Annotated in this window: 24 protein-coding genes; 7 read left to right on the top strand and 17 right to left on the bottom strand. The window is 69.2% G+C overall.

The annotated features are described in order from the left end of the window. Positions 1-2 precede the first annotated feature (2 nt). Positions 3-860: an SDR family oxidoreductase gene (locus DAETH_RS08775; protein WP_264774519.1), complete on the top strand. Its 858-nt coding sequence runs from the start codon at positions 3-5 to the stop codon at positions 858-860. A gap of 61 nt (positions 861-921) precedes the next feature. Here DAETH_RS08775 and dxs read toward each other — a convergent pair whose 3' ends face one another. The 4 genes from dxs to DAETH_RS08755 all read right to left on the bottom strand — a co-directional run bounded on the left by dxs (position 922) and on the right by DAETH_RS08755 (position 5,362). Beyond that, positions 922-2,829 carry a 1-deoxy-D-xylulose-5-phosphate synthase gene (dxs, locus tag DAETH_RS08770; RefSeq protein WP_264774518.1) on the bottom strand — a complete coding sequence of 636 codons (1,908 nt, stop codon included), beginning with the start codon at positions 2,827-2,829 and terminating at the stop codon, positions 922-924. 72 nt (positions 2,830-2,901) lie between these two features. Then, positions 2,902-3,573 (bottom strand): hypothetical protein, encoded by a 672-nt coding sequence (locus tag DAETH_RS08765; RefSeq protein WP_264774517.1) that lies wholly within the window; start codon positions 3,571-3,573, stop codon positions 2,902-2,904. Positions 3,574-3,701: 128 nt separating this feature from the next. Further along, the gene (locus DAETH_RS08760; RefSeq protein WP_264774516.1) at positions 3,702-4,379 is read right to left on the bottom strand and encodes a PspA/IM30 family protein; all 678 of its coding nucleotides are present in this window, start codon (positions 4,377-4,379) and stop codon (positions 3,702-3,704) included. Between the two features lie 173 nt (positions 4,380-4,552). Next, the gene (locus DAETH_RS08755) at positions 4,553-5,362 is read right to left on the bottom strand and encodes a hypothetical protein (protein ID WP_264774515.1); all 810 of its coding nucleotides are present in this window, start codon (positions 5,360-5,362) and stop codon (positions 4,553-4,555) included. Positions 5,363-5,479: 117 nt separating this feature from the next. On the opposite strand from DAETH_RS08755, the gene DAETH_RS08750 reads away from it, so the two are divergent. Then, the gene (locus DAETH_RS08750; protein ID WP_264774514.1) at positions 5,480-6,508 is read left to right on the top strand and encodes a PIN/TRAM domain-containing protein; all 1,029 of its coding nucleotides are present in this window, start codon (positions 5,480-5,482) and stop codon (positions 6,506-6,508) included. Between the two features lie 85 nt (positions 6,509-6,593). Here DAETH_RS08750 and DAETH_RS08745 read toward each other — a convergent pair whose 3' ends face one another. From DAETH_RS08745 to aroA, 4 genes are all read right to left on the bottom strand, one after another. After that, positions 6,594-7,439 carry a DegV family protein gene (locus DAETH_RS08745; RefSeq protein WP_264774513.1) on the bottom strand — a complete coding sequence of 282 codons (846 nt, stop codon included), beginning with the start codon at positions 7,437-7,439 and terminating at the stop codon, positions 6,594-6,596. Between the two features lie 101 nt (positions 7,440-7,540). Continuing rightward, the gene (locus DAETH_RS08740) at positions 7,541-8,641 is read right to left on the bottom strand and encodes a PQQ-dependent sugar dehydrogenase (RefSeq protein ID WP_264774512.1); all 1,101 of its coding nucleotides are present in this window, start codon (positions 8,639-8,641) and stop codon (positions 7,541-7,543) included. 55 nt (positions 8,642-8,696) lie between these two features. After that, a complete protein-coding gene (locus DAETH_RS08735; RefSeq protein ID WP_264774511.1) occupies positions 8,697-8,939 on the bottom strand; it encodes a hypothetical protein in 243 nt (80 codons plus the stop codon). A 17-nt stretch (positions 8,940-8,956) separates the two neighbouring features. Then, positions 8,957-10,282 carry a 3-phosphoshikimate 1-carboxyvinyltransferase gene (aroA, locus tag DAETH_RS08730; protein ID WP_264774510.1) on the bottom strand — a complete coding sequence of 442 codons (1,326 nt, stop codon included), beginning with the start codon at positions 10,280-10,282 and terminating at the stop codon, positions 8,957-8,959. Positions 10,283-10,392: 110 nt separating this feature from the next. Here aroA and DAETH_RS08725 point away from each other — a divergent pair, with 110 nt between their 5' ends. After that, entirely contained in the window at positions 10,393-10,647 is a 255-nt protein-coding gene (locus DAETH_RS08725) for a hypothetical protein (RefSeq protein ID WP_264774509.1), read from the top strand. 71 nt (positions 10,648-10,718) lie between these two features. Here DAETH_RS08725 and DAETH_RS08720 read toward each other — a convergent pair whose 3' ends face one another. Together DAETH_RS08720 and DAETH_RS08715 are read right to left on the bottom strand one after the other, a co-directional pair. Continuing rightward, a complete protein-coding gene (locus tag DAETH_RS08720) occupies positions 10,719-11,279 on the bottom strand; it encodes a DUF1572 domain-containing protein (protein WP_264774508.1) in 561 nt (186 codons plus the stop codon). A gap of 21 nt (positions 11,280-11,300) precedes the next feature. Continuing rightward, positions 11,301-11,588, bottom strand: coding sequence for a hypothetical protein (locus tag DAETH_RS08715; RefSeq protein ID WP_264774507.1), 288 nt, complete (start codon positions 11,586-11,588; stop codon positions 11,301-11,303). A 187-nt stretch (positions 11,589-11,775) separates the two neighbouring features. Here DAETH_RS08715 and DAETH_RS08710 point away from each other — a divergent pair, with 187 nt between their 5' ends. Continuing rightward, positions 11,776-12,996, top strand: coding sequence for a saccharopine dehydrogenase family protein (locus DAETH_RS08710; RefSeq protein ID WP_264774506.1), 1,221 nt, complete (start codon positions 11,776-11,778; stop codon positions 12,994-12,996). A gap of 130 nt (positions 12,997-13,126) precedes the next feature. On the opposite strand, the gene DAETH_RS08705 is transcribed toward DAETH_RS08710, so the two are convergent. Beyond that, positions 13,127-14,134, bottom strand: a complete 1,008-nt coding sequence (locus DAETH_RS08705) for a DHH family phosphoesterase (protein WP_264774505.1) — start codon at positions 14,132-14,134, stop codon at positions 13,127-13,129. Between the two features lie 75 nt (positions 14,135-14,209). Here DAETH_RS08705 and DAETH_RS08700 point away from each other — a divergent pair, with 75 nt between their 5' ends. The 3 genes from DAETH_RS08700 to aceA all read left to right on the top strand — a co-directional run bounded on the left by DAETH_RS08700 (position 14,210) and on the right by aceA (position 17,135). Beyond that, positions 14,210-14,872, top strand: a complete 663-nt coding sequence (locus DAETH_RS08700; RefSeq protein WP_264774504.1) for a hypothetical protein — start codon at positions 14,210-14,212, stop codon at positions 14,870-14,872. A 62-nt stretch (positions 14,873-14,934) separates the two neighbouring features. After that, positions 14,935-15,564 carry an HAD family hydrolase gene (locus DAETH_RS08695; RefSeq protein WP_264774503.1) on the top strand — a complete coding sequence of 210 codons (630 nt, stop codon included), beginning with the start codon at positions 14,935-14,937 and terminating at the stop codon, positions 15,562-15,564. Positions 15,565-15,824: 260 nt separating this feature from the next. Continuing rightward, a complete protein-coding gene (gene aceA / locus DAETH_RS08690) occupies positions 15,825-17,135 on the top strand; it encodes an isocitrate lyase (RefSeq protein ID WP_264774502.1) in 1,311 nt (436 codons plus the stop codon). A gap of 856 nt (positions 17,136-17,991) precedes the next feature. On the opposite strand, the gene DAETH_RS08685 is transcribed toward aceA, so the two are convergent. The 6 genes from DAETH_RS08685 to ybeY form a co-directional block, all read right to left on the bottom strand. Next, the gene (locus tag DAETH_RS08685) at positions 17,992-18,255 is read right to left on the bottom strand and encodes an AbrB/MazE/SpoVT family DNA-binding domain-containing protein (RefSeq protein WP_264774501.1); all 264 of its coding nucleotides are present in this window, start codon (positions 18,253-18,255) and stop codon (positions 17,992-17,994) included. Between the two features lie 27 nt (positions 18,256-18,282). Continuing rightward, positions 18,283-18,714, bottom strand: a complete 432-nt coding sequence (gene cdd / locus DAETH_RS08680; protein WP_264774500.1) for a cytidine deaminase — start codon at positions 18,712-18,714, stop codon at positions 18,283-18,285. Beyond that, positions 18,707-20,053, bottom strand: coding sequence for a hemolysin family protein (locus DAETH_RS08675; RefSeq protein ID WP_264774499.1), 1,347 nt, complete (start codon positions 20,051-20,053; stop codon positions 18,707-18,709). The genes cdd and DAETH_RS08675 overlap by 8 nt, the downstream gene beginning before the upstream one ends. Further along, positions 20,053-20,232 (bottom strand): hypothetical protein, encoded by a 180-nt coding sequence (locus tag DAETH_RS08670; RefSeq protein WP_264774498.1) that lies wholly within the window; start codon positions 20,230-20,232, stop codon positions 20,053-20,055. Before DAETH_RS08670 ends, DAETH_RS08675 begins: the two co-directional genes overlap by 1 nt. 96 nt (positions 20,233-20,328) lie before the next feature. Continuing rightward, positions 20,329-20,706 carry a diacylglycerol kinase gene (locus DAETH_RS08665; protein ID WP_264774497.1) on the bottom strand — a complete coding sequence of 126 codons (378 nt, stop codon included), beginning with the start codon at positions 20,704-20,706 and terminating at the stop codon, positions 20,329-20,331. 10 nt (positions 20,707-20,716) lie between these two features. After that, a complete protein-coding gene (gene ybeY / locus DAETH_RS08660; RefSeq protein WP_264774496.1) occupies positions 20,717-21,184 on the bottom strand; it encodes an rRNA maturation RNase YbeY in 468 nt (155 codons plus the stop codon). Positions 21,185-21,199 lie beyond the last annotated feature (15 nt).

Here is a 21,199-nt window from a genome sequence, read left to right as displayed (position 1 = left end):
GCATGATCTTTCTGACCGGAGTGTCCGGACAACTCTCGGGCCGCATCGCGCGCCTCCTGCTCGACCGGGGCGTCCCTTTTCGCGCCTCCACCCGTGATCCGGGTCAGGTCCCCTGGCTCACCGAGCGGGGCGTGGAGGTCGTGGCGACCGAGTACGAGGCGCCGGGTTTCGCGGACGCCGTGCGGGGAAGCACTCACCTCCTGCTGCTCTCCACGCCCGCCCACGACGAAGCTGCGCGCGTGCGCCAGCACCTGCGGGCGATCCAGGCCGCCCGCGAGGCCGGCGTGGAGCGCATCTCGTACACCTCCTTCCTGGATGTGGACCCGACCTCCCCCTTCCGGGCGGCGGCGACCCACGCGGCGACCGAGCAGGCCCTGCGGGGGAGCGGCGCCCGCTTCACGATCCTGCGGCCCAGCCTGTACCTCGACAGCCTCGGGATGACCCTGCGGCAGGCGGCGCAAAGTGGCGTCCACCGCGCCCCCACCGGCGACGCCCGGGCCACCTACGTCTCGCGCGACGACATCGCCGCCGTAGCCGCCGCCCTCCTCGAAGGAGGCGGGCACGAGGGCGAGGTGCTGGAGATCACCGGGTCGGAGTCGCTGACCCAGGCGGAGGTCGCCGAACGGCTCGGACGGGTCACCGGGCGCGAGGTGCGGTACGAGGCCGTCTCGCTGGAAGAGTTCCAGGCAGGACTCGCCGCCGCAGGCTTCCCACCCCCCGCCGTGGCGGGCGTCGGCGGCATCTACGCCGCGATTGCCGCCGGGCACTTCGACCGGGTGACGGACGTGGTGGAGCGGATGACGGGCCAGCCCGCGACGGGCTTGGAGGCGTATCTGCGCGGGGTGTTCCCGGCGACCTGAGCGGCGAAAGGAGAAGGCGGGGGACAGGTTCCCGGCCCGCCCCCGCCCTCCTCGTTCGCCCCTATACCTCGATGGGCACGTTCACGCCGAGTTCGGCGAGCACCGTGCGGATCGCCTGCGCGTCGATTCCCGCCCGCGCGTGGACGCTCTCCACCGTCGCGTGGTCCTGGAACTCGTCGGGGATGCCGAGCACCCGCACGGGCGTCCGCAGCCCCATCCTACTCAGCGCCTCCAGGACCGCGCTCCCGAAGCCGCCGACGACGGTGTTGTCCTCCACCGTGATCAGCGCCCGCGCCTTCCCGGCCACCTCGCGCAGCATCCTCTCGTCGAGCGGCTTCACGAAGCGGGCGTTCACCACGCCGACGCCGGGCAGGTCGGCACTCGCCCGCAGGGCGTACTCCAGCGCCTTGCCGCCCGCCAGGATCACCACGCCGTCGCCCTCCCGCAGCCGCTCCCAGGTGCCCCACTTCAACTCCGGCCACGTTCCTTCCGGCACGCGCTCCGTGTTGCCGCGCGGGTAGCGGATGGCGAAGGGGCCGGGCTGTTCCTGCGCCGCCTTCAGCATTCCGCGCAGCTCGGCGGCGTCCTTCGGCAGACCGATGTGGACGTTCGGGATGGACCGCAGGTAACTCAGGTCGAACACGCCGTTGTGCGTCGCCCCGTCCGCCCCCACGATGCCGCCCCGGTCGATGGCGAAGGTGACGTTCAGGTTCTCGATGGCGACGTCGTGCAGCACCTGATCGTACGCCCGTTGCAGGAAGGTCGAGTAGATCGCCACGATGGGCCGCAGGCCTTGTAGCGCCATCCCGGCGGCGGTCGTCACCGCCACGTCCTCGGCGATCCCCACGTCGAGGTAACGGTGGGGGTGAACCTGGCTGTACTTCACGAGGCCGCTCCCCTCGCGCATGGCGGGGGTGATCACGAAGGTGCGCGGGTCCTGCTTCGCCAGCTCGGTCACCGCGTCCCCGAAGGCCGCGCTCCAGGAGTAGGCGTCGCTCGGTTTGAACTCGCCGGTCGCCGGGTCGAACTTGCCGGGGCCGTGCCAGTAGATGGGATCGGCCTCCGCGTAGCTCAGTCCCTTGCCCTTCTTCGTGACGACGTGGAGGATGGTCGGCCCGTCGAGATCTGAGAGCCGCTCGATCAGCCACACGAGTTCCTGAACGTTATGACCGTCCACCGGGCCCACGTACCGCACGCCCATCGCCGCGAAGGGGTTCACGCTCGCGGGGTCGAAGAAGTGCCGGGTGCTGCTCTTGGCGCGGCTCATGAAGTCGGCGAGGGGCTTGCTGACGGCCTGCATGGCCTTTTTCCCGGCGCCCTCGCCCTCCTGGAACCACTTCTGGACCTGGAGGCCGCGCATGAACTTGTTGATGGCGCCCACGTTCTCGGAGATGCTCATCTCGTTGTCGTTGAGAATGATCAGCATCTTGCGCCCCATGTCGCCGATGGTGTTCAGCGCGGCGAGGGCCATGCCGCCCGTGAGGGACCCGTCCCCGATCACGGCGGCGACCTTGTAGTCCTGCCCCATCGCGTCGCGGGCGAGCGCCATGCCGAGCGCGTTGGCAAGCGAGGTGCTCGCGTGCCCCACCGTGATCGCGTCGTGCTCGCTCTCGCTGACCTTGGTGAAGCCGCTGAGGCCGCCCTCCTTCTTCACCGTGGGCATCCGCGAGCGGCGCCCGGTGAGCATCTTGTGCGCGTAGGCCTGGTGCCCCACGTCGAAGAGGATGCGGTCGCGCGGGGAATTCAGGACATAATGGAGCGCCACGATCAGGTCGGTCGCGCCGAGAGAGCTCGCCAGGTGCAGGCCACCCACCGAGCACACGCGCACGATCTCGTCCCGCAGCTCCGCCGCGAGCCCCGGAAGCTGGTCGCGGGAAAGTTTCTTGAGATCCTCCGGGCTGTTCACCCGGTCGAGGAGCGGTGTGCGGCTGGCCGGGGACAGGCTGGAGGTGGTCGTTGGCTCGCTCAAGGCTGGCCTCCCTTGGGCATGAGCTTAGGGGCGGGGGGCACTCCGAATGTCCCGCCCGGGCCGCCTGATCCCTTAACGTGCATTGAAGTTCCTCCCCGTGAGGAGCAGGCCCTCCGGCGTCCGCACGTCGCCCACGAAGGGCGCGAACCACAGTTGCTGCGCCTGCGGGAAGAGGCCGCCCACGTCGTCCGTAATCTGGCGGGTCACGACCCACACGTCGAAGGTCCCGCCCGGGGTGGTCACCCGGCGGCGGTCCTGCACGTCGTAGCGGTAACGCAGGGTGCCCTGCGCCTGGACCCGGCCGTCGTCGCTCGTGACGGTCACGCGGCTCTCGCCCTGCCAGGAAAGGCCCACCCGCCACGCGCCCTCGGTGGGGGCCTCCACCCAGGCGGGTTCCAGGCCCACGGTGACGCCCGGCTTGCGGAAGCCCAGCAGCCGCACCCCGGAGGCGTCCACCTGCCGGTACCACGTCTGCTCGGCGCCGCGCCCGGTGAGCTGCGAGGCGAGGACGGTCTGCCCGGCGAAGACGGTCGGGCCCAGCGCCCGCAGGGTGTAAGGGGCGCCGCCTGCCGTCTCCCCCTCCGGGAGGTAGGTCCAGGCCAGGCCCGTCTCCTGGGGGTAGAACGACACGCGGCCGACCGGGGTGCTGGCCTGAACGGGGGGCGCGCTCCTGGTGACGGCGGGCGTGCAGGCCCCCAGCGCCGCCATGAGCGGGAGGGCGAGGAGGGGGAAGCGGCCTCGCATGGTGGAGAGGGTAAGGCAGGGCATCCATACCATTCTGTCAGCATTCCTGAAGTCAGGCTGACCGGAGTCGCAAGATAAAAGAGAGAAAGGGCGCCCAGGGCGCCCCTTCCCCGTCGAGCCGGGACACCTCAACCCTGCTTGTCCCCGCCCTGTACCCGGGCCTTGAGGGCGGTGAAGGCGTCGTCGAGTTCGCGGTCCCGGCCCAGGTCGCGGAGCTGGGCGTCGATGTCGTTCCCCTCGCGCAGTTCGGTCATCGCGCGGTTGCGGTCCTCCATGCCCGACACCTTCTGCTCCATCTCCTCGAAGGCGTTCATCGCGCCCCCCGCCTTGTCGAAGCCACTCACCCGGTCGAGGGTCGCGCCCGCCTGGGCGGTCTTCTGCCGGGCGGCGAGCAGGGACTTCCTGGACTCCAGCTCGTCGATCTTGGCCTCCAACGCGCGCAGTTGCGTCTTGAGCTGATCGACGGTGCCGCGCTGAATGCCAAGCTGTTCCTCGAACCCCTTGGCGAGGTCCTTGTGGTTCTGAGCACGGCGCAGCGCCTCGCGGGCGAGTTCCTCGCTGCCGCCGCGCAGGGCCTCCTCGGCCTTCTTCTCGTACTCCTCGGAGAGCCTGCGGTTGGTGTTCGCCTCGCGCTCCAGCCTGGCGCCCTGGCTCATCGCCTCGGCCACCTCGGCCCGCGCCTCGCCGTACGCCGCACGCATGTCGCGCAGGGCCTGGTCGATAACCTTGCCGGGGTCCTCCGCCCGGCTGATGAGGTCGTTGACGTTGGCGCGCAGCAGTCTGGACAGTCGGTCAAGAATACTCATGTGTGGTGTGCCTCCTTGGCGGCTATGATTACGCACCCGGCCCCCCCGAAGTTGCCCCGAAGTCCGACCCTCAAGACGAGGTAAACGTCAGAGGGGGAAACAAGGAGAGAGGGAGACGCCCATCCTCGGACGCCTCCCCTCCCTGCTGACGGCTGACCGCCGAAAGCTGATCGCTAAAACACGATGGGCTTGAGCCCCACGCTCGCCGTTCCACACGCGACCGTCACGTTCGCCCCCGCCGGAGTCAGGGTGCAGCCCAGCGAACGCAGCCCGGCGAGCGGGAAGATCAGGTTGCGCCCGTCGGTGGCCGGGATCAGGGGCAGCTCCACGTTGCCGCTCCCCAGTTGCGCCGTCTTCTGCCCCACGGTGACGGTGAGGGGCTGCCCACCACTGCCCAGCAGGCGGAATTTGCCCGCCCCCAGCGAGGTCACGCTCACCACGCCGACGAGGTCGCGCCCCAGGACGTACGGCTGACCCTTCACGACGCCGACGGGCGCGGTGCTGGCCGAGGCCGCCTGGGCGACGGCCGGGTTCGCCGCGTCCACGACGACCAGCGTCTCGCGGTCGCTCAGCCCTGTCAGCAGCACGTAAGCGCTTACCGGGCCGTTCGGGGTGGAGGACACGAGGAGCGAGCTGGCCTTACCGCTGGGGGTCGTCTTCCAGTCGCCCAGCGCCCGGGCGCCGAGTTTGCCGCGCACCAGGGGACGCAGGGAGGCGGGCGCGTTCTGCACGTACAGGCACACGGCGGACGCGCTGACCCGCAGCGCCCCCGGGCAGGACACGATCTGGCCCCGGACGGTGCCGCTGACCTCCACGGCCAGGCGGCTCGCCGCCTTGGCGGTCGCGGCGGACACGGACGCGGCGGGGCGGGCGGGGGTCGCCGGGGTGGAGGCGGGTGCGGCCGTGCCCTGGGCGCTGGCGGCTCCCGAAAGGCCCGCGAGAAGCAGACCCGCGACGCGGAGTGCTGGGGAAATTTGAAGCATGGCGCCCATCCTACCCGCCTCCCATGAGCGTCAACTTTGTGCTTCTCATGGCGTGCGGCTCCCGCGCGGTCGCAGATGGACACCGTCCGGGCCGCCGTGCGCGGTAGACTCGGGGGCGTGCTCGTGCTGCGGCTGTGTCTTATTGCTCTCGGACTGCTCGCCGGACTGGGGGTGGGCCGGATGCTGGAGGCAGGCGCCGGCGACCCCGATATGGCGCGCGTCAACACCCTCAGCCTGGGGCTGGCGGGGGCGCTCGCCGCCCTGCTGCTGGCCCCCCGCGCCGAACGTCTCGCCGCCGGGTGGACCGCGAGGGTGGGCCGCTGGTACGGCGGGCTCTCCCCCCGCACGGTGGCGGCGGCGACCTTCGGCCTGATGGTCGCCCTGCTTCTGAGCGTGCTGCTGGGGAACCTGCTGCGCAGCCTGCCCTTCTACACCTGGGTCTGGAGCGTGCTCGCCACCGCCCTGCTCGCGGCCTTTTTCGTGCCCTTCGCGGTGCGCCACGCGGGCGCCTTCGCGCCCCTGGCCCTGCCGCCCGCCCGCCGCCCCTCGGGGGGCAAGATTCTCGACACCAACGTCATCATCGACGGGCGCGTCCTCGACCTCGCCCGCTCCGGCTTCCTGGAGGGCGACCTGATCGTGCCGGGCTTCGTGCTCCGCGAGCTGCAACTTCTCGCCGACCACGGCGACCCGCAGAAGCGCACGCGCGGCAAGCGCGGCCTGGGCGTTCTGGAAGAACTGCGCGAGGTCCGTTCCCTGCGCGTCGAGGACTGGGACGACCCCAGCCTCCCCACCGTGGACGACAAGCTCGTGCGGCTCGCCCGGCAGACGGGGGCCGTTCTCCTCACCAACGACGGCAACCTGGGCAAGATCGCCCGGCTGCACGGGGTCACCGTCCTGAGCCTCCACGCCCTCGCCGTCGCCCTGCGGCCCCAGGTCCAGGCCGGGGACTACCTTACCGTCACGGTCACCAAGGGTGGGCAGCAGCAGGGGCAGGGGGTCGGCTACCTGGAGGACGGCACGATGGTCGTCGTGGAGGACGGCCTGAAGTACCGGGGCAAGCCCACCCGCGTCCTCGTGGTGAACAACGTGCAGACGAATGTGGGCCGCATGATCTTCGCCCGGGCGGAGAAAAGCGACGCGGCGTGACAGATCAAAACCACCCTCTGGGAGAGCCCCGAAGGTTCCTCTGCCTGGAGGGGAGAGGGGCGAAAAGCTCAAGATACAGCTTGCTTTACGCCGTCAGCGGCTCCAGCGTCGCCCCCATCGTGCCCGGCCCGGCGTGGGTGGCGATGACGGCGCCGATCTGGTGGTCGCCCATGTCCACCAAGTTCACTCCGCGCAGCCCTTCCCGAATTTCCCGCAGGTAGTCCTCGCCGCCCGGGGTGGAGAGGAAGGCCACCCGCGCCCCGCCGTGCGCGTCCACGTACCGGCGGACGTGCTCGACGATGTCCGCCAGCGCCTTCTTGTGCCCGCGCACCCGCCCCGCCGACTCGACCCGCCCGTTCTTGACGGTCAGGATCGGCTTGATGTTGAGCAGGCTGCCGAGGAGGGCCTGCGCCCCCCCGATCCGCCCGTTGATCCGCAGGAATTCGAGGGTGTCCACCGTGAAGCGGATGTCGGCCTTGGCGGCGACCCGCTCCAGCTCGGCGACGATCTCGGCGGCGGGGCGGCCCTCGCGGGCCCGCTCGGCGGCGCGCAGAGCCTGCATTCCCAGGCCCAGGCTCGCCGAGCGGCTGTCCACCACCGTCACCCGGCCCCCGAAGTCCTGTGCCGCCAGCCGCGCGCTTCCCACCGTCCCCGAGAGCTGCCCGCTGATGTGGACGCTGATCACCTCGTCGGCACCCTGAAGCGCCTCGCGGTAGACAGCGGCGAACTCGGCGGGGCTGGGCTGGGAGGTGCTGGGCGTCTTCTTGCCCTCCTTGAGGCCCCGGAAAAGGTCGCTCGGCGTGATGTCGACGCCGTCCTTGTGCATCTTGCCGTCGAACAGCACGTACAGCGGCACGCTCCGAATGCCGTGCTGGGCGCGCAGCTCGGGTTCGAGGTCGCTGGTCGAGTCCGTCACGATGGCGATGGTCATGGGCCGATCTTAGCGCGGCGCTTGCGGCCCTCCCTGACGCACGGGGAACGCGAAAGCCAGACGGGGGCCACCCACACCGCCGTCCGGCCCCCTGGTGCCCCTCAGCCCCCCGTGTACTGAATACGCCAGATCCGCCCCTCGCCGTCGTCCGTCAGGAGGAGCGAGCCGTCGGGCGCCACCACGAGGTCCACCGGGCGGCCCAGCACGTTCTGCCCGCTCAGGAAGCCCGTCAGGAAGTCGCTGACCTTGCCCGTCTGCGGGTCCACCGTCACGACCTTGTAGCCGCTCTTGGTGCTGCGGTTCCACGAGCCGTGCAGGGCGGCGAACATCTTCCCCCGGTACTCGCTCGGGAAGGTCTTACCGTCGTAGAAGGCCAGCCCCAGCGGCGCCGAGTGAGCGGTCGTCAGGGCGAAGGCGGGCGTGGCGGTCTTGCAGGTGTCGGCATTCTTGCGCCCGAAGTCCTTGTCCCAGACCTGGGGCTGCCCGGGCCGCGTCGTGTAGCAGTACGGCCAGCCGTAGAAGCCGCCCGCCTTCGTCCGGTAGAAGCCCTCGGGCGGGATGTTGTCGCCCAGCATGTCGCGCCCGTTGTTGGTGGCGTAGAGGGCGCCGCCGTACCACTCCAGCCCGACCGCGTTTCGCAGGCCCGTCGCGTAGGGCTTGCCGTTCTTCCCGTCCGCGTCGTAGACCCACACGGCGGCGCGGCGCCCGTCCTCCTCCTCGCAGACGTTGCAGGTGGAGCCCGTCGAGACGTACATCTTCCCGTCCGGCCCGAAAGTCACCGTGCGCGTCCAGTGCCCGCCGTTGGGGGGCAGGCTGACGATCCTCTGCGGGCCGCCGCTCGCCTTCGTGTCGCCCGTCTTGTACGGAAAGCGCACCACGCCGTCCGTGTTCGCCACGTACAGATGCCCGTTACGGAAGGCGAGGCCGTGCGGGCGGTTGAGGCCCGAGGCGAAGACCGTCTTGCCGTCCGCCTGCCCGTTCCCGTTGCGGTCGGGAAGCACCGTCACCGTCCCCGCACCCGGGTCAGAGACGAACACGTCCCCGTTCGGCGCGACCGCCATGAAGCGCGGCTGCTCGAAGCCCTCGGCGAAGACCGTCACCTTGAAGCCGTTCGGCACCTGAAGGTCCGGCGTCTGCGCCCCCGCCCATCCCGCCAGGGCCAGGCCCGCCGCCAGGACCCACGTCTTTTTTCTGCTCAGCATGAAAAAAGTCCAGCATACCGGGGTGAGAACAGACGGGGAGAAGGATGAGGGTGGGTCAGAACCGTCCAACCACCCCGGCGGCGAGCTGGAAGAGGGCGGCGATCAGGATCACGAGGAGAACCCCTTGCAAGAAGGTCCGCCCGACCCACGCGAGGCTCCGCGCCCGCTGGGGGTGCGTGTCCCGGAACCAGAAGAACGCCAGCGCCCAGACGAACAGCAGGAACGGGAAAAACAACGTCAGCACCAGCAGCACGAACCGTTGCCCCGATGTGAGCGGGGCGTCGTGGGACGGGAACACAGCTCAGCCTAACCGCCTCAGCGCGCCTCCGTCTCCGCATACTCGAACCGCGCCCCCAACTCCTCCAGGTGCCGGAAGAAGCCCGGGTAGCTCTTGCGGATGTGGTGCGCGCCCGTGATGCGGATGGGGGCTTCGGCACGCAGGCCGAGCAGGGTGAGCAGCATGATCATCCGGTGGTCGCCGTGCCCGTCAGCCGTGATACCACCGGCAATTCGGGACGTTCCCGTCACCGTCAGGCTGTCTTGCGTCTCGCCCGCCGTCACGCCCAGCCGTTCGAGTTCCCGCCGCGTGTCACTGATGCGGTCGCACTCCTTGAGGCGCAGCGTTTCCACGTTCTCCCAGGTCGTCGTCCCCTGGGCGGATGCGGCGGCGGCGGTGAGGGCCTGCACCGCGTCGGTGAAGCCGTCCCCGTCACGCGTGACGCCGTGCAGGGGCCGCCCGCCGCGCACCGTCACCCGGTCCCCCTCGCGCACGATGTCGGCCCCCATCCCGCGCAGCACGTCCACCGCCTCGCGCTCGCCCTGGAGGTCGTTCGCCCGCAGGTTTGTCACCGTCACCTCGCCGGGGAGGAGGGCGGCGGCGGCCAGGATCGCCGCGCTGCCGGGGTAGTCGCCGGGGACGAGCACGCGGCCCGCCCGGTACGTCTGCCCGCCGGGAATGCTGACGCGGCTCAGGTCGTCCGAGGCACTCGCCGTGACGCCGAACGCCGCCAGCGTGTCGAGGGTCTGCCGCAGCGGCGCGTGGCTCTTGATGTCGCCCGTCAGCCGCAGGTCGAGGCCGCCTTGCAGCAAGGGCGCGAGGAACATCAACGCCGAGGCGTACTGGCTGGAGCGTTCCGCGCTCACCTGCACGAGCCCGTCGCGCACCGGGCCGCTGATGGTGATGGGCAACTTGCCGTCCCGGCTGGTCACCCGCGCCCCCAGCCGTTCCAGCGCCTCCAGCAGATCGCCCTGCGGTCGCCGCCCCAGCGAGTCGGCATAGTCCGTGACGAAGGTCGTGTCCTCGGTCAGCGCCGCCACCCCCATTAGGAACCGGGCGACGGCGCCCGCGTTGCCGGGGTTGAGGGTTATGCCCGGGCGAGGATGAGCCCCGAAGCCGCGCACCACGGCATCCTCCCCGACCAGCTCCACCCCCGCGCCCCAGTCGCGCAGGCAGCGAATCATCGCCTCCGCGTCCTCGCTCGTCGCCACGCCGACCACGCGGGTTTCGCCCTGGGCGAGCGCCGCCGCGAGCAGGTACCGGGTCGTGTAGTTCTTGCTCGGCTGCGCCCGCAGCTCCCCGCGCAACTCGCGGGCAGGGTGGACCAGGATGTCGAAACGCTCGGGCAGGCCGCCTTGGGTCATGGCCGCAGGCTAACGTCCCGCAGCATTGGGCATAGGGTGGAGGCAAGACAGGTATGCTCTTTGCGCAATTTTTGGTGGCGCTGATTTCGGTATGAGCTAGCATTAACCCAATGTTTGAAGCCGTCTGTTATGCAATTCTTGCTCTGATCAATTCCACGGTTGTTGTGTGGGCTACCGTTATACTCGTCCGTAATGATGAAGGATGGGGAGTTGTTGAGCAGTTGGGTCGGTCGGTCTACATCCTACCATTCTTTATCTGGGCGTTTCGCTATGCGGGAAAGGCAATGGGGGACGTAAAATATCATGTGCAAGCAAAGTCTTTGGAGAGGGAAACCATCCTAGAGTTGCGACGTGGCAAGCAGTAGCAGTCAAATTACTTTTCGGTGTCTTCATTCATAGAAGCAATGAGTGGGGGTACTTAGAATGAGCCGGAGGGCTAACTCTTTTCTCCAGGTGGGCTCTGCTGCATCCTCGTATTGAACGCCGCCGAGCCGCCGCGCGGAATGCTCAGCGTCTCCCACCCTTCCCCCCGTAACGTCTTGACCAGAAAAACGAGCTGGTAGACGTGGCCGCTGTAGTGCGCCACCTGCCGCTGAATGGCCGACAGAACGCTGTGTGACTCGCCCCGGATGGTCAGCGTTCGGGTGAGGTCGCCGGGTGTCAGGTGGTCGAGTGCGCCCAGGAACACAGTCCAGCCGTTCTCCCACTCCGCCCACAACTCCGCCAGGCTCAGCTCGCGCTCCTCGAACTCGGCGTCGCGGTCACGGGTGCCCGTCTCGCCCTCCATCCCCTCGGCGAAGCCCGACCGCAGGCCGCCCCAGCGGGAGCGCATGTTTCCGGCGAGATGCCGCACGAGGACTCCCGCGCTGTTCCCGCCCGGCGAGAGTACGGCGCCCACCTCGTCCTCTCGAAGTTGGGCGAGGGCGCCCTCACCGAGCGCCTTCACGCCCCGCATTCGCTCCCGCACGTCGGTCAGGTAGAGATCGGCGAGGTCCATGCCCGGAGCTTAAACCGTTGCTCAGGGCGCCACCCGAAACACCCGCCCCCCTTCCACCGTCAGCGTCGCCGCCAGCCGCCCGCTTTCCACCCGCACCACGCACCGCTCGACGTTGGAGGGTGGCTGACGCCCCAGCAACTCCGCGCAGTTCACCCCGGCGGGCGTGTTCGGTGAGAGGCCCCCTTGCTGTGCCGCCCGCACCGCCTCCAGCCCGTAGTCGCGCACCGCGCGTCCCTGGGAGAAGAAGTAAACCACCAGGATGCCGACGAGCACGACAAAGGCCATCAGGATGCCCACGAAGGTCCGCATGGCGGGCAGGCTACAGCACCCCACCCAACAGGAAAGGCCGCGCCAGGAGGAGGGGGGACGGCGCGGCCCGGGACACGAGCGGCAACCTCGGGGGGGCCAGGACCGCTCGACCGTCATTCTGGGCGGCGAACCTGACGCGGTCGTGACCGGGCGACGCCGGAAGGGGCGGGGTACACTGGCTCCCGACATGAGCCGAGTCATCATCATCGGAGCGGGCGGCGTGGGCAACGTCGTCGCCAAGAAGTGCGCCCAGAACGACGAAGTGTTCACCGAGGTCCTGCTCGCCAGCCGCACGGTGAGCAAGTGCGACAAGATCGTCGCCGAGATTCACGAGCACTTCCCGCAGAGCCGCACCAGATTCACGACCGCCGCCGTGGACGCCGACAATGTGCCCGAACTCGTGGCCTTGATCCGCTCCTTCGGGCCGGAACTGGTCATCAACGTGGCCCTGCCGTACCAGGACCTCACGATCATGGACGCCTGCCTGGAAACGGGCGTGCACTACCTCGACACGGCGAACTACGAGCCGCGCGACGAGGCGAAGTTCGAATACAAGTGGCAGTGGGCGTACCGCGAACGCTTCGAGCAGGCGGGGCTCATGGCCCTCCTGGGCTGCGGCTTCGATCCCGGCGCCACGAACGTCTTCACGGCGCACCACGCCAAGCACCACTTCTCCGAAATCCACTACCTCGACATCGTGGACTGCAACAACGGCAACCACGGCAAGGCCTTCGCCACGAACTTCAACCCGGAAATCAACATCCGTGAGATCACCGCAAACGGGCGTTACTGGGAAAACGGGCAGTGGATCGAGACCCAGCCCCTCGAAATCTCGCAGGACATCTACTACCCCAACGTGACGACCCGCAAGAGCTTCGTCCTCTATCACGAGGAACTCGAATCGCTCGTCGTCAACTTCCCGACCATCAGGCGGGCCCGCTTCTGGATGACCTTCGGGGAAGCGTACATCAAGCACCTCACCGTGCTGGAGGCGGTGGGCATGACGAGCATCGAGCCCATCAACTTCCGGGGGCAACAGATCGCGCCCATCGAGTTCCTGAAGGCCGTGCTGCCCGCCCCCGAGTCGCTGGCCGCCAACTACACCGGCCAGACCTGCATCGGCGTGCAGGCGCGCGGCGTCGGCAAAGATGGCGAGCCGAACAAAGTCCACTTCGTCTACAACGTCAAGGACCACGCCGAGTGCTACCGCGAGGTGCAGGCCCAGGGCGTGAGCTACACGACCGGCGTGCCCGCCATGATCGGCGCCATGCTGATGCTGCAAAAGACGTGGTTCAAGCCGGGCGTCTACAACGTCGAGGAGTTCGACCCCGACCCCTTCATTGCCGGGATGAATCGGTGGGGCCTACCGGTGGACGAACTGGGCGGAATTCAGCTCGTGCTGGACTGAATGAGGACATGAAGAGGGGGCGTGGCCGCGTGGGTCCGCCCCCTTTCTTTTTCCCTGCTCGAAGGCCGCCGACCGCAACCCTGCCCGAGCGGCTCCCGGCGACCGGAAGCTGGCGACTGGCGACTCCCCCTCAGCCCCCCGCGTCCACCCGCGCGAGTTCGGCGCCCATCGCCTCGTCCAGCCGTGCCCGCACCTCGGGGTAGGGGAGGGGTACCGTCGCCCCCGCCGCCGGGACGTGCCCGCCTCCCCCTAAAGCGACGGCGATGTTCTGCGCGCTGACGGGCCCGCGCGAGCGCAGGGAGAGCTTCACCCGGTCGCCGTAATCCTTGGCGATGACGGCGAGTTCGGCGCCCTCCGCGCTTCGCAGGAGTCCGGCATATGACTCCACATCCTCCCAGGTCGCGCCCGCCCGCGTCAGCATCGCCTCGTCCACCCGGGCGAGGACCACCCGCCCGCCGTGCAGGAATTCGAGGGTCCCCAGCACCTCGCGCAGCAGCAGGTAATAGGTGCGTGGGTTCTGGCCGAGCTGGTCGTTGAGCCAGCCGAGCCTTGCCCCGTGCGCGAGGAGCCGGGCGGCGGTCTCGAAGGTCGTCGGGGTCACGCTGTTGAAGCGGAACGAGCCCGTGTCGGTAATCATCCCGAGCATAAGGGGGGTGGCAATCGCCTCCGACCACGGCGCCCCGAGCGCGTCCACGAGGTCGGCGACCATCATCGCGGTCGCGGGCTGGGCGGGGTCCACCATCAGGGCTGCCGCCCGCCTGCGGTTGGTGCCGTGGTGGTCCACGTTGACGACCTCGCCTGTAAAGGTCGTCAGGTCGGCGCCTGCCACCCGCCCCGGGTCGTTGTTGTCCACATCGAGGACGGCGGCGAGGGGGTTCCCGGGCCAGTTCGTGAGGGGTTCGCTCAGCTCTCCGGGCTCGGGCAGGAAACGCAGGTAGCGGGGCACGTCCATCGGGGCGATCACCGTCTTGCCCAGTGCCCGCAGCGCCCGCGCGAGGCCGAGGACGCTGCCCAGGGCGTCGCCGTCGGGGTTCTCGTGGCTGAGGACGACGATGGGGCCGGGATGGTTGCCGAGTTTGGCCGCGACCGCCTCGACATCCTGGGCGTAGGTCGGGGCGGTGCTGTTCATGCCGGTCATGGCGGGAGTATAGGCGGGGTGGTCAATCGTGGCCGTGGGCCTCCCCCGGTGTGGGGGTCACGTTATGCTGCCGGGATGCCCGCCCGGCTCAACCTCTGTGCCCTGACCGCCGACGAGCTGGAGACGCTGCTCGGCGGGGGGGCCGCGCAGGGCAGGCTCCCCGACGTGAGCCGCGCCCGCCTGGAAGGCCGCCCGCTGCCCGGTCCCCCCATCCACACCGCCCTCAGCTTCGAGGCGTTAGAGGAACGTGCCTGGGGCTCCAGCCCGGAGCAGGCCCGCACCCTCGCCGCCCTCGACGCCGAACTGCGTGGGGGAGGGGCCGAACCGCTCGGCGTGTACTACGCCCCGGCCCTCCCCGACCTGCGCCACCTGCGCGCCTACCTGTGGGGCCCGGACGTGGCCCTCGCCCTGCGCTGGAGCGAGACGCCGGACTCGCCCCGCCCCGCCCCGCCGCTCGTGCAGGCCGTGACCTGGCTGCGTGACCGGGCCAGCGGCGTCGCCTGTGTCCTGAGCACGACCGCCGAGCCCCCCGCCCCCGCCCTCAGCGAGGAGGTGGACGTGCGCGCCCTGCCGGGTGCCCCGCCACCCGACCTCCTCACCGCCCACCGCGCGGGAGTGTTGCGCCACGGGCGAGGGGGCAGGCTGACGGGCGAGGGCGGGTGGTTGCGCGCCTGGCAGGAACTCCACGCGCTGAACGTCGCCGCCTGGACGCGCCGGGGCCTGTTGCTGGAGGACTGAGGGGCCCCGTCCGTCTGCACAGCCGCCCGCCGGGGCGAGGAAAGCTGCGTCAGAATCGCCCCATGACCGATTCGACCCTGGCTCCCCGCCACGTCGCCTTCGACTGGGGCGGCGTCTTCACCATCGGGACCTTCGACGGGCGTTCCACCCAGAACATCGCGGATCGAAGCGGCGTGCCCGTCGAGCGTGTGCGGGAGAGCTACTTCCGGCACGTCCGGCAACTGGAGGTCGGGGAGTGGACTCTGCCCCAATTCTGGTCCGTCATGCAGGAGGAGACGGGGATCACCCTGCCCTACGACGAGTTCGAGGCGCTGTACCTCGGCAGCGTCCACGACAACCTGCCCATGTACGCCACCCTCGCCGCGCTGCCCCGCTCCGTGCGGGTGGGCCTGCTGAGCAACAACTACCCCGTCGTCAGCGACCACCTGCGCCGCGACCCGCGCTTCGCCCGCTTCGACGCCCTGGTCTTCAGCAACGAGCTGCGGCAGAAAAAACCCCACCCCGACGCCTTCGCCGCCCTGCAAGGCGCGATGGAGGTGCCCGCCTCCGGGGTCGCCTTCGTGGACGATGTTCAGGAGAACATCGACGCCGCCCGGATCGCGGGGTTCCACGGCCTGCTCTATGACCACGACCGGCACACCGAGTTCGAGCGGGAGTTGGAGGCCTGGCTGGGCGTGAGCGTCAAGGTTTAAAGCCAGTCCTCCCCAGCGCCCCATCTCCGCGTCGAGGTGGGGCGTTCGTCTTTTGGGTCGATGGGTGGTGTACCTGCCGAAGTGGTGTACCTCCCCGTGCGCCGGGTACACCACCTCCGGGCCACGCCGGGGGGAGGCACAATGCCCTCATCCAGCCCATCCCACCGGATCGGGAATAGAAGTCGCCGCTTCCAGCAGCCGCTCACCCCGCCCCGCTCGGGCGAGGGCCGCTCCTCACACCCCTTCACAGGAGGAACGCCATGACCCCCAACACCCAGCAGCACGGCCCCCGCACCCACGCCGAGATTCTGGAGAAGACCTGGAAGACCGAGGAACGCTGGCAGGGCATCCGGCGCAACTACTCCGCCGACGAGGTGGTGCGGCTGCGCGGGAGCCTGCCCATCGAGCACACGCTGGCCCGGCACGGGGCGCAGAAACTCTGGCGCCTGATGAGGGAAGAGCCCTTCGTGAACGCCCTCGGCGCGCTCACGGGCAACCAGGCGATGCAGCAGGTGAAGGCGGGCCTGAGGGCGATCTACCTCAGCGGCTGGCAGGTCGCTGCCGACGCGAACAACGCCGGGCAGATGTACCCCGACCAGAGCCTCTACCCGGCCTCCTCGGTGCCCGACGTGGTGCGGCGGATCAACAACACCCTGCGGCGGGCCGACCAGATTCAGCACGCCGAGGGCAAGGACGACGTGGACTACTTCGTGCCCATCGTGGCCGACGCGGAGGCGGGGTTCGGCGGCCCCCTGAACGCCTTCGAGCTGATGAAGGCGATGATCGAGGCGGGCGCGGCGGGCGTCCACTTCGAGGACCAGCTCGCCTCCGAGAAGAAGTGCGGTCACCTGGGCGGCAAGGTGCTGGTGCCCACCTCCCAGTTCATCCGCACCCTCAACGCCGCCCGCCTCGCCGCCGACGTGTGCGGGGTGCCTACCGTCCTGATCGCCCGCACCGACGCGGACGCCGCCAACCTCCTGACCAGCGACATCGACGACAACGACAGGCCCTTCACGACGGGCGAGCGCACCCCGGAAGGCTTCTTCTACGTCCGCCCCGGCATCGAGCAGGCGATCAGCCGGGCGCTGGCCTACGCCCCCTACGCCGACGTGATCTGGTGCGAGACCTCGGTGCCCAACCTGGAGGACGCGCGCCGCTTCGCCGAGGCGGTCCACGAGAAGTTCCCCGGCAAGCTCCTCGCCTACAACTGCTCGCCCTCCTTCAACTGGAGGAAGAACCTCGACGACGAGACCATCGCGCGCTTCCAGCGCGAACTCGGCGCGATGGGGTACAAGTTCCAGTTCATCACGCTGGCGGGCTTCCACAGCCTCAACTACTCGATGTTCGAGCTGGCCCACGGCTACGCCCGCCACCAGATGAGCGCCTTCGTCGAGCTTCAGGAGAAGGAATTCGCCGCGCAGGACCGGGGCTTCACCGCCGTCAAGCACCAGCGCGAGGTGGGGACCGGGTACTTCGACCTTGTGGCGAACGCGGCGGGCGGCGGCCAGAGCAGCACGACGGCGCTGGCGGGGAGCACGGAGGCGCAGCAGTTCGCGGCGGCGCACGACTGAGGGAGAGCTGGAGGAAGTCGTGTCATGACTGCCGGGGAGGGGAGAGCCGAGGAGGTTCTCCCCCTTCGGCGTTCTTTCCTCGCTACCAGGGGACGGAGTTAAAATGGGGCGTGCTGGCCTTTCTTCTTGTGGCGGGCCTGATCCATACGGTGCCGTTTCCAGGAGGGCAGGCTGTGACGGTGGCCCCTCCCACCGAACCAGACCACTCGGACGTCAACTGGTACCACGTAGAGACCCTGTACTCGCCAGGACATAGGGCCGCTGCGGTGCGCTTCTGTTGGGAGGTGCCGAAGTTTATGGGCTGCGCCGTGCGGCTGGCACGGCCTGACGGGTCGGTGTTGGACTTGGAGAACAGTGATGTTCTGGGCCTGCTCTGGACCACGGACGGAAAGTACCTGCTGGGCGCGAGTCACAACACGTTGCGGCTCTGGAACCCTGTGGGAGGTGTGCGCACCGTCACGCCGGGAACGGAGATTGACGGTGATCCTCCCTTAAGGCTGGGTGTTCGGAGTGTGTGCGTCAGGACTGGGGGAGAAGTCACACGCTACGCCCTGCCCAGCCTGAAGCTCCTCGGTCGTCAGACCGTCTTTTCCGACAACTGGACCTGTCGTTGACATCATGGACGTGCCCCGGGGACATCGGAGGGTGTTCTGCTCCTCCTCCTCTTCGTTTCAGCGCGCGACGACCAACCGCTCCACGTCCGCCCTAAGCCGCCGGAAGTGCTTGGAATTCAGGGTGACGAGGGCCGTCGCACTCGCCTCAAGGGCAGCTTCGGCGCCCTTGCCACTGGACCGAGCTGGTTGCCCATAACCTCACGAATGTGCCGCCAGAACGGTGCCGGTGGCGAAAACATATATCACTTGCTTCGCGCGATCAGCTCCCGTAACCGCTGCTCGCGCATTTCCTGCACCGGGTCGCGAGTAATAGGTGCCCCACCCACAAAGACCAAACGGCCCTCGAACTCCACCAGACGGGCCTCACTCACGGCGGGGCGAATGACCAACCGTCCCCCCTCCACCTCGGCGTCCAGCGTCTCACCGGGCCGCAAGCCCAAGGCCTCCCGGAGTTCCTGCGGAATCAGGACCCGGCCCTGCTCGTCCATCTGGAGGTGAGCGGTCATGCCCCAGTGTAGCTATTCGCTCCCCATCTACTCCGTCCCCACCGGGTGCCCGTCGTCCCGCTGCTCCAGCCGGAAGCCGTGCGGCAGGAAGTCCGCTACGCGCCCGCTCACCACGTCGCCGTGCTGGTTGACGCACACCACCCGGCCGCCCGGGGCGAACTCGAAGAGGATCTGGCGGCACGCCCCGCACGGGCTGGCGGGCGGGCTGGCCTCCGAGTACACCACGAGGTCCGTGAACTCGCGTGCCCCGGCGGTCGCCATCGCCTGCACGGCGCTCTGCTCGGCGCAGCGGCCCAGGCCGTACGAGGCGTTCTCGACGTTAGCGCCGAAAAAGACCCGCCCGTCGGGCGTCCGCAGCGCCGCGCCGACGCGGAACTTGCTGTAAGGGGCATAGGCCTGCCGGAAGGCCACCCTGGCGGCCTCCAGGAGTTGCGGGTCGGGGGTCACGGCCTCACTCACGCGCGCTCTCCTCCTGCACCTGCGGCTCCAGGGCGTCCACGTAGGGCGCGTGCTCGACCCGCACCCGGTTGACCCGGCGCCGGTCGGCGTCCTCGACGGTGAAGACCCAGCCCCCGTGGATGAAGCTCTGGCCGATCTCCGGGATGTCGCCGAAGTGGCTCGTCATGAAGCCCGACAGGGTGTCGTACTCGCCCTCGCCGTCCTCCAGGTTGGTGCCCAGGCGCTCTTCGACCTCGCCGACCGTGAGGCTCGCGTTCATCAGGTACACGCCCTCGCCGATCACCTCGATCAGGGGCACCTCGTCCTCGTCGGTCTCGTCGTAGATCTCGCCCACGATCTCCTCCAGGGCGTCCTCCAGCGTGACCAGGCCCGAGGTTCCGCCGAACTCGTCCACCACGATGCTCATGTGCGACTTCTTCTCGCGCATCTTGGCGAGGAGATCCTTGATCTTCATGCCCTCGGGGACGAAGAAGACCGGGCGCATGCTGTCGGCGATGCGGATGGTGTCGAGTTCCTGAAGGTGCCGCAGCATGTCGCCCGTGTGCGCGATCCCGACGATGTTGTCGGCGGTGTCCTGGTACACGGGCACGCGCGAGTAGCCGTGCTCGGTGTTGAGTTCCAGCAGGCGGCGCAGGGGAGCCGCCCCGTCCACCACCACCATGTCGATGCGGGGCGTCATCACCTCGCGCACGGTCGTGTCCGAGAGGTCGAAGACGTTGTAGACGAGTTCCTTCTCGTCCTCCTCCAGCACGCCCTCCTGGCTCGACGCGCTGACGATCATGCGGATTTCCTCTTCCGAGTGCGCCGTGTGGTGCCCCGCCACCGCCTTGAGGCCGATCAAGCGCAGCACGGCGCCGCCCAGCGCGTTCAGGCCCAGGATCACGGGCCGGAAGATCGCCGTGAAAAACACCAGGGGCCGCACGAGCGAGAGGGCCATCTGCTCGCTTCTTTGCAACGCCGCCGACTTCGGCACCAGTTCGCCCAGCACGATGTGGAAGGTGGTGGACAGGATGAAGGCGAGCGCGAAGGCCGCAGGCCGCTGGAAGTTCTCGGGCAGGCCCACCCCCGTGAACAGCGGCTCCGCGAGGTGCTCGATGGCAGGCTCGGCGATAAAGCCGATCAGCAGGCTCATCATCGAGACGCCGAGCTGCACGGCGGCGATGTAGAGGTCGAGCTTGCCCAGGACCCGCTGCACCATGCGCGCGGGCCGGTTGCCCTCCTCGACAAGTTGGTCAATTTTGGTGCGGCGTACGCTGACCAGCGCGTACTCGACCGCGACGAAGTACCCGTTGGCGAGTACCAGAAAGAGCAGCGAGGCCACTCCGATCCAATCATTCATCAGTTGGCGCGCTCCATCGCGCCCCGGCGTGCCGCGCGGCACAGGCTGCCCACCTCATCCCCACCCCTGGCGGGCAGGATCGAGGCGTCGGTCGCCGGTAAGGGGGGCCACAGCAAAAACGCCGCCCGCAGGCGGAGTTCACCGGGCGTCAGACCAGAGCCAGAACTGGGAGGCTCCATAAACAAACAGAAGTCTAACATACCCGACCCGGATTGGAAAAGGACGGAACGCAACCTTCTGAGGAACAGGCCGTGCGCCCGTGGCGCCGCTCCACCTCAACGAACCAGGGCCAGCAGCGGCGGCCCCAGCACGGTCACCCCGACGAGGAGTGCCCCCAGGCTCGCCACGAGCACCGCGCCCGCCGCCGCGTCCTTGGCGACCCTGGCGAGGGGATGCAGGCCCGGGCTCGCCAGGTCCACGAGCGCCTCCAGCGCCGTGTTCAGGAGTTCGAGGCTGAGCACCAGCGCGCACGCGAGCCCGATGGGGGCGAGGGGAGCGCGCAGGAACACGGCGAGCCCGAGGGCCAGCACCCCCGCCCACACCTCGATGCGGAAGTTGGCCTGCACCCGGTAGCTGTAGACGAGCCCCGCCCACGCGAAGCCCGCCGAGCGCCACCAACGGCGCCACGAGAGGGCCGAGCCGCCTGACCTCACTCGACCGGGCTCACGCCTCGGGGGGCAGGGCCGTTCGCGCGGCCTCCCAGGCGTCGTGGAAGACCTGCCACTCGGGCCCCGTCGCCCCCTCCTCGAAGCCCAGGCCCTCGGCGTGGGGGTGGTCGTGCCCGACGAGGTGGGCTAGGCCGTGGCTGGCGAGGAGGGCGACCTCGCGGGTCAGGGAGTGCCCGCGTGCCCCCGCCTGCCGCCCCGCCGTGTCCAGGCTGATGACGATGTCCCCCAGGTGCGGCGGCATGAAGGGGTCGCCGGGCTCCCAGGTGGGGAAGCTCAGCACGTCGGTCGGCGCGTCCTCGCCCCAGTGCTCGCGCTTGAGGGCCTGAATCGCCCGGTCGCCCACGAGCACCACCGTCACCTCCCGGTCCTCCACCCCGAAGTGCCGCATCGCCGCCGTAAGACTGGCGCGCAGGGCGGGCCGCAGTCCGGCGGGCGGGGTCTTGCGGGCGATGAGGTCGATCACGGGGACAAGAGTAAT

Source organism: Deinococcus aetherius (genome assembly GCF_025997855.1).
Classification (GTDB): domain Bacteria; phylum Deinococcota; class Deinococci; order Deinococcales; family Deinococcaceae; genus Deinococcus; species Deinococcus aetherius.
This window is presented reverse-complemented; position numbering and strand designations above follow the sequence as displayed.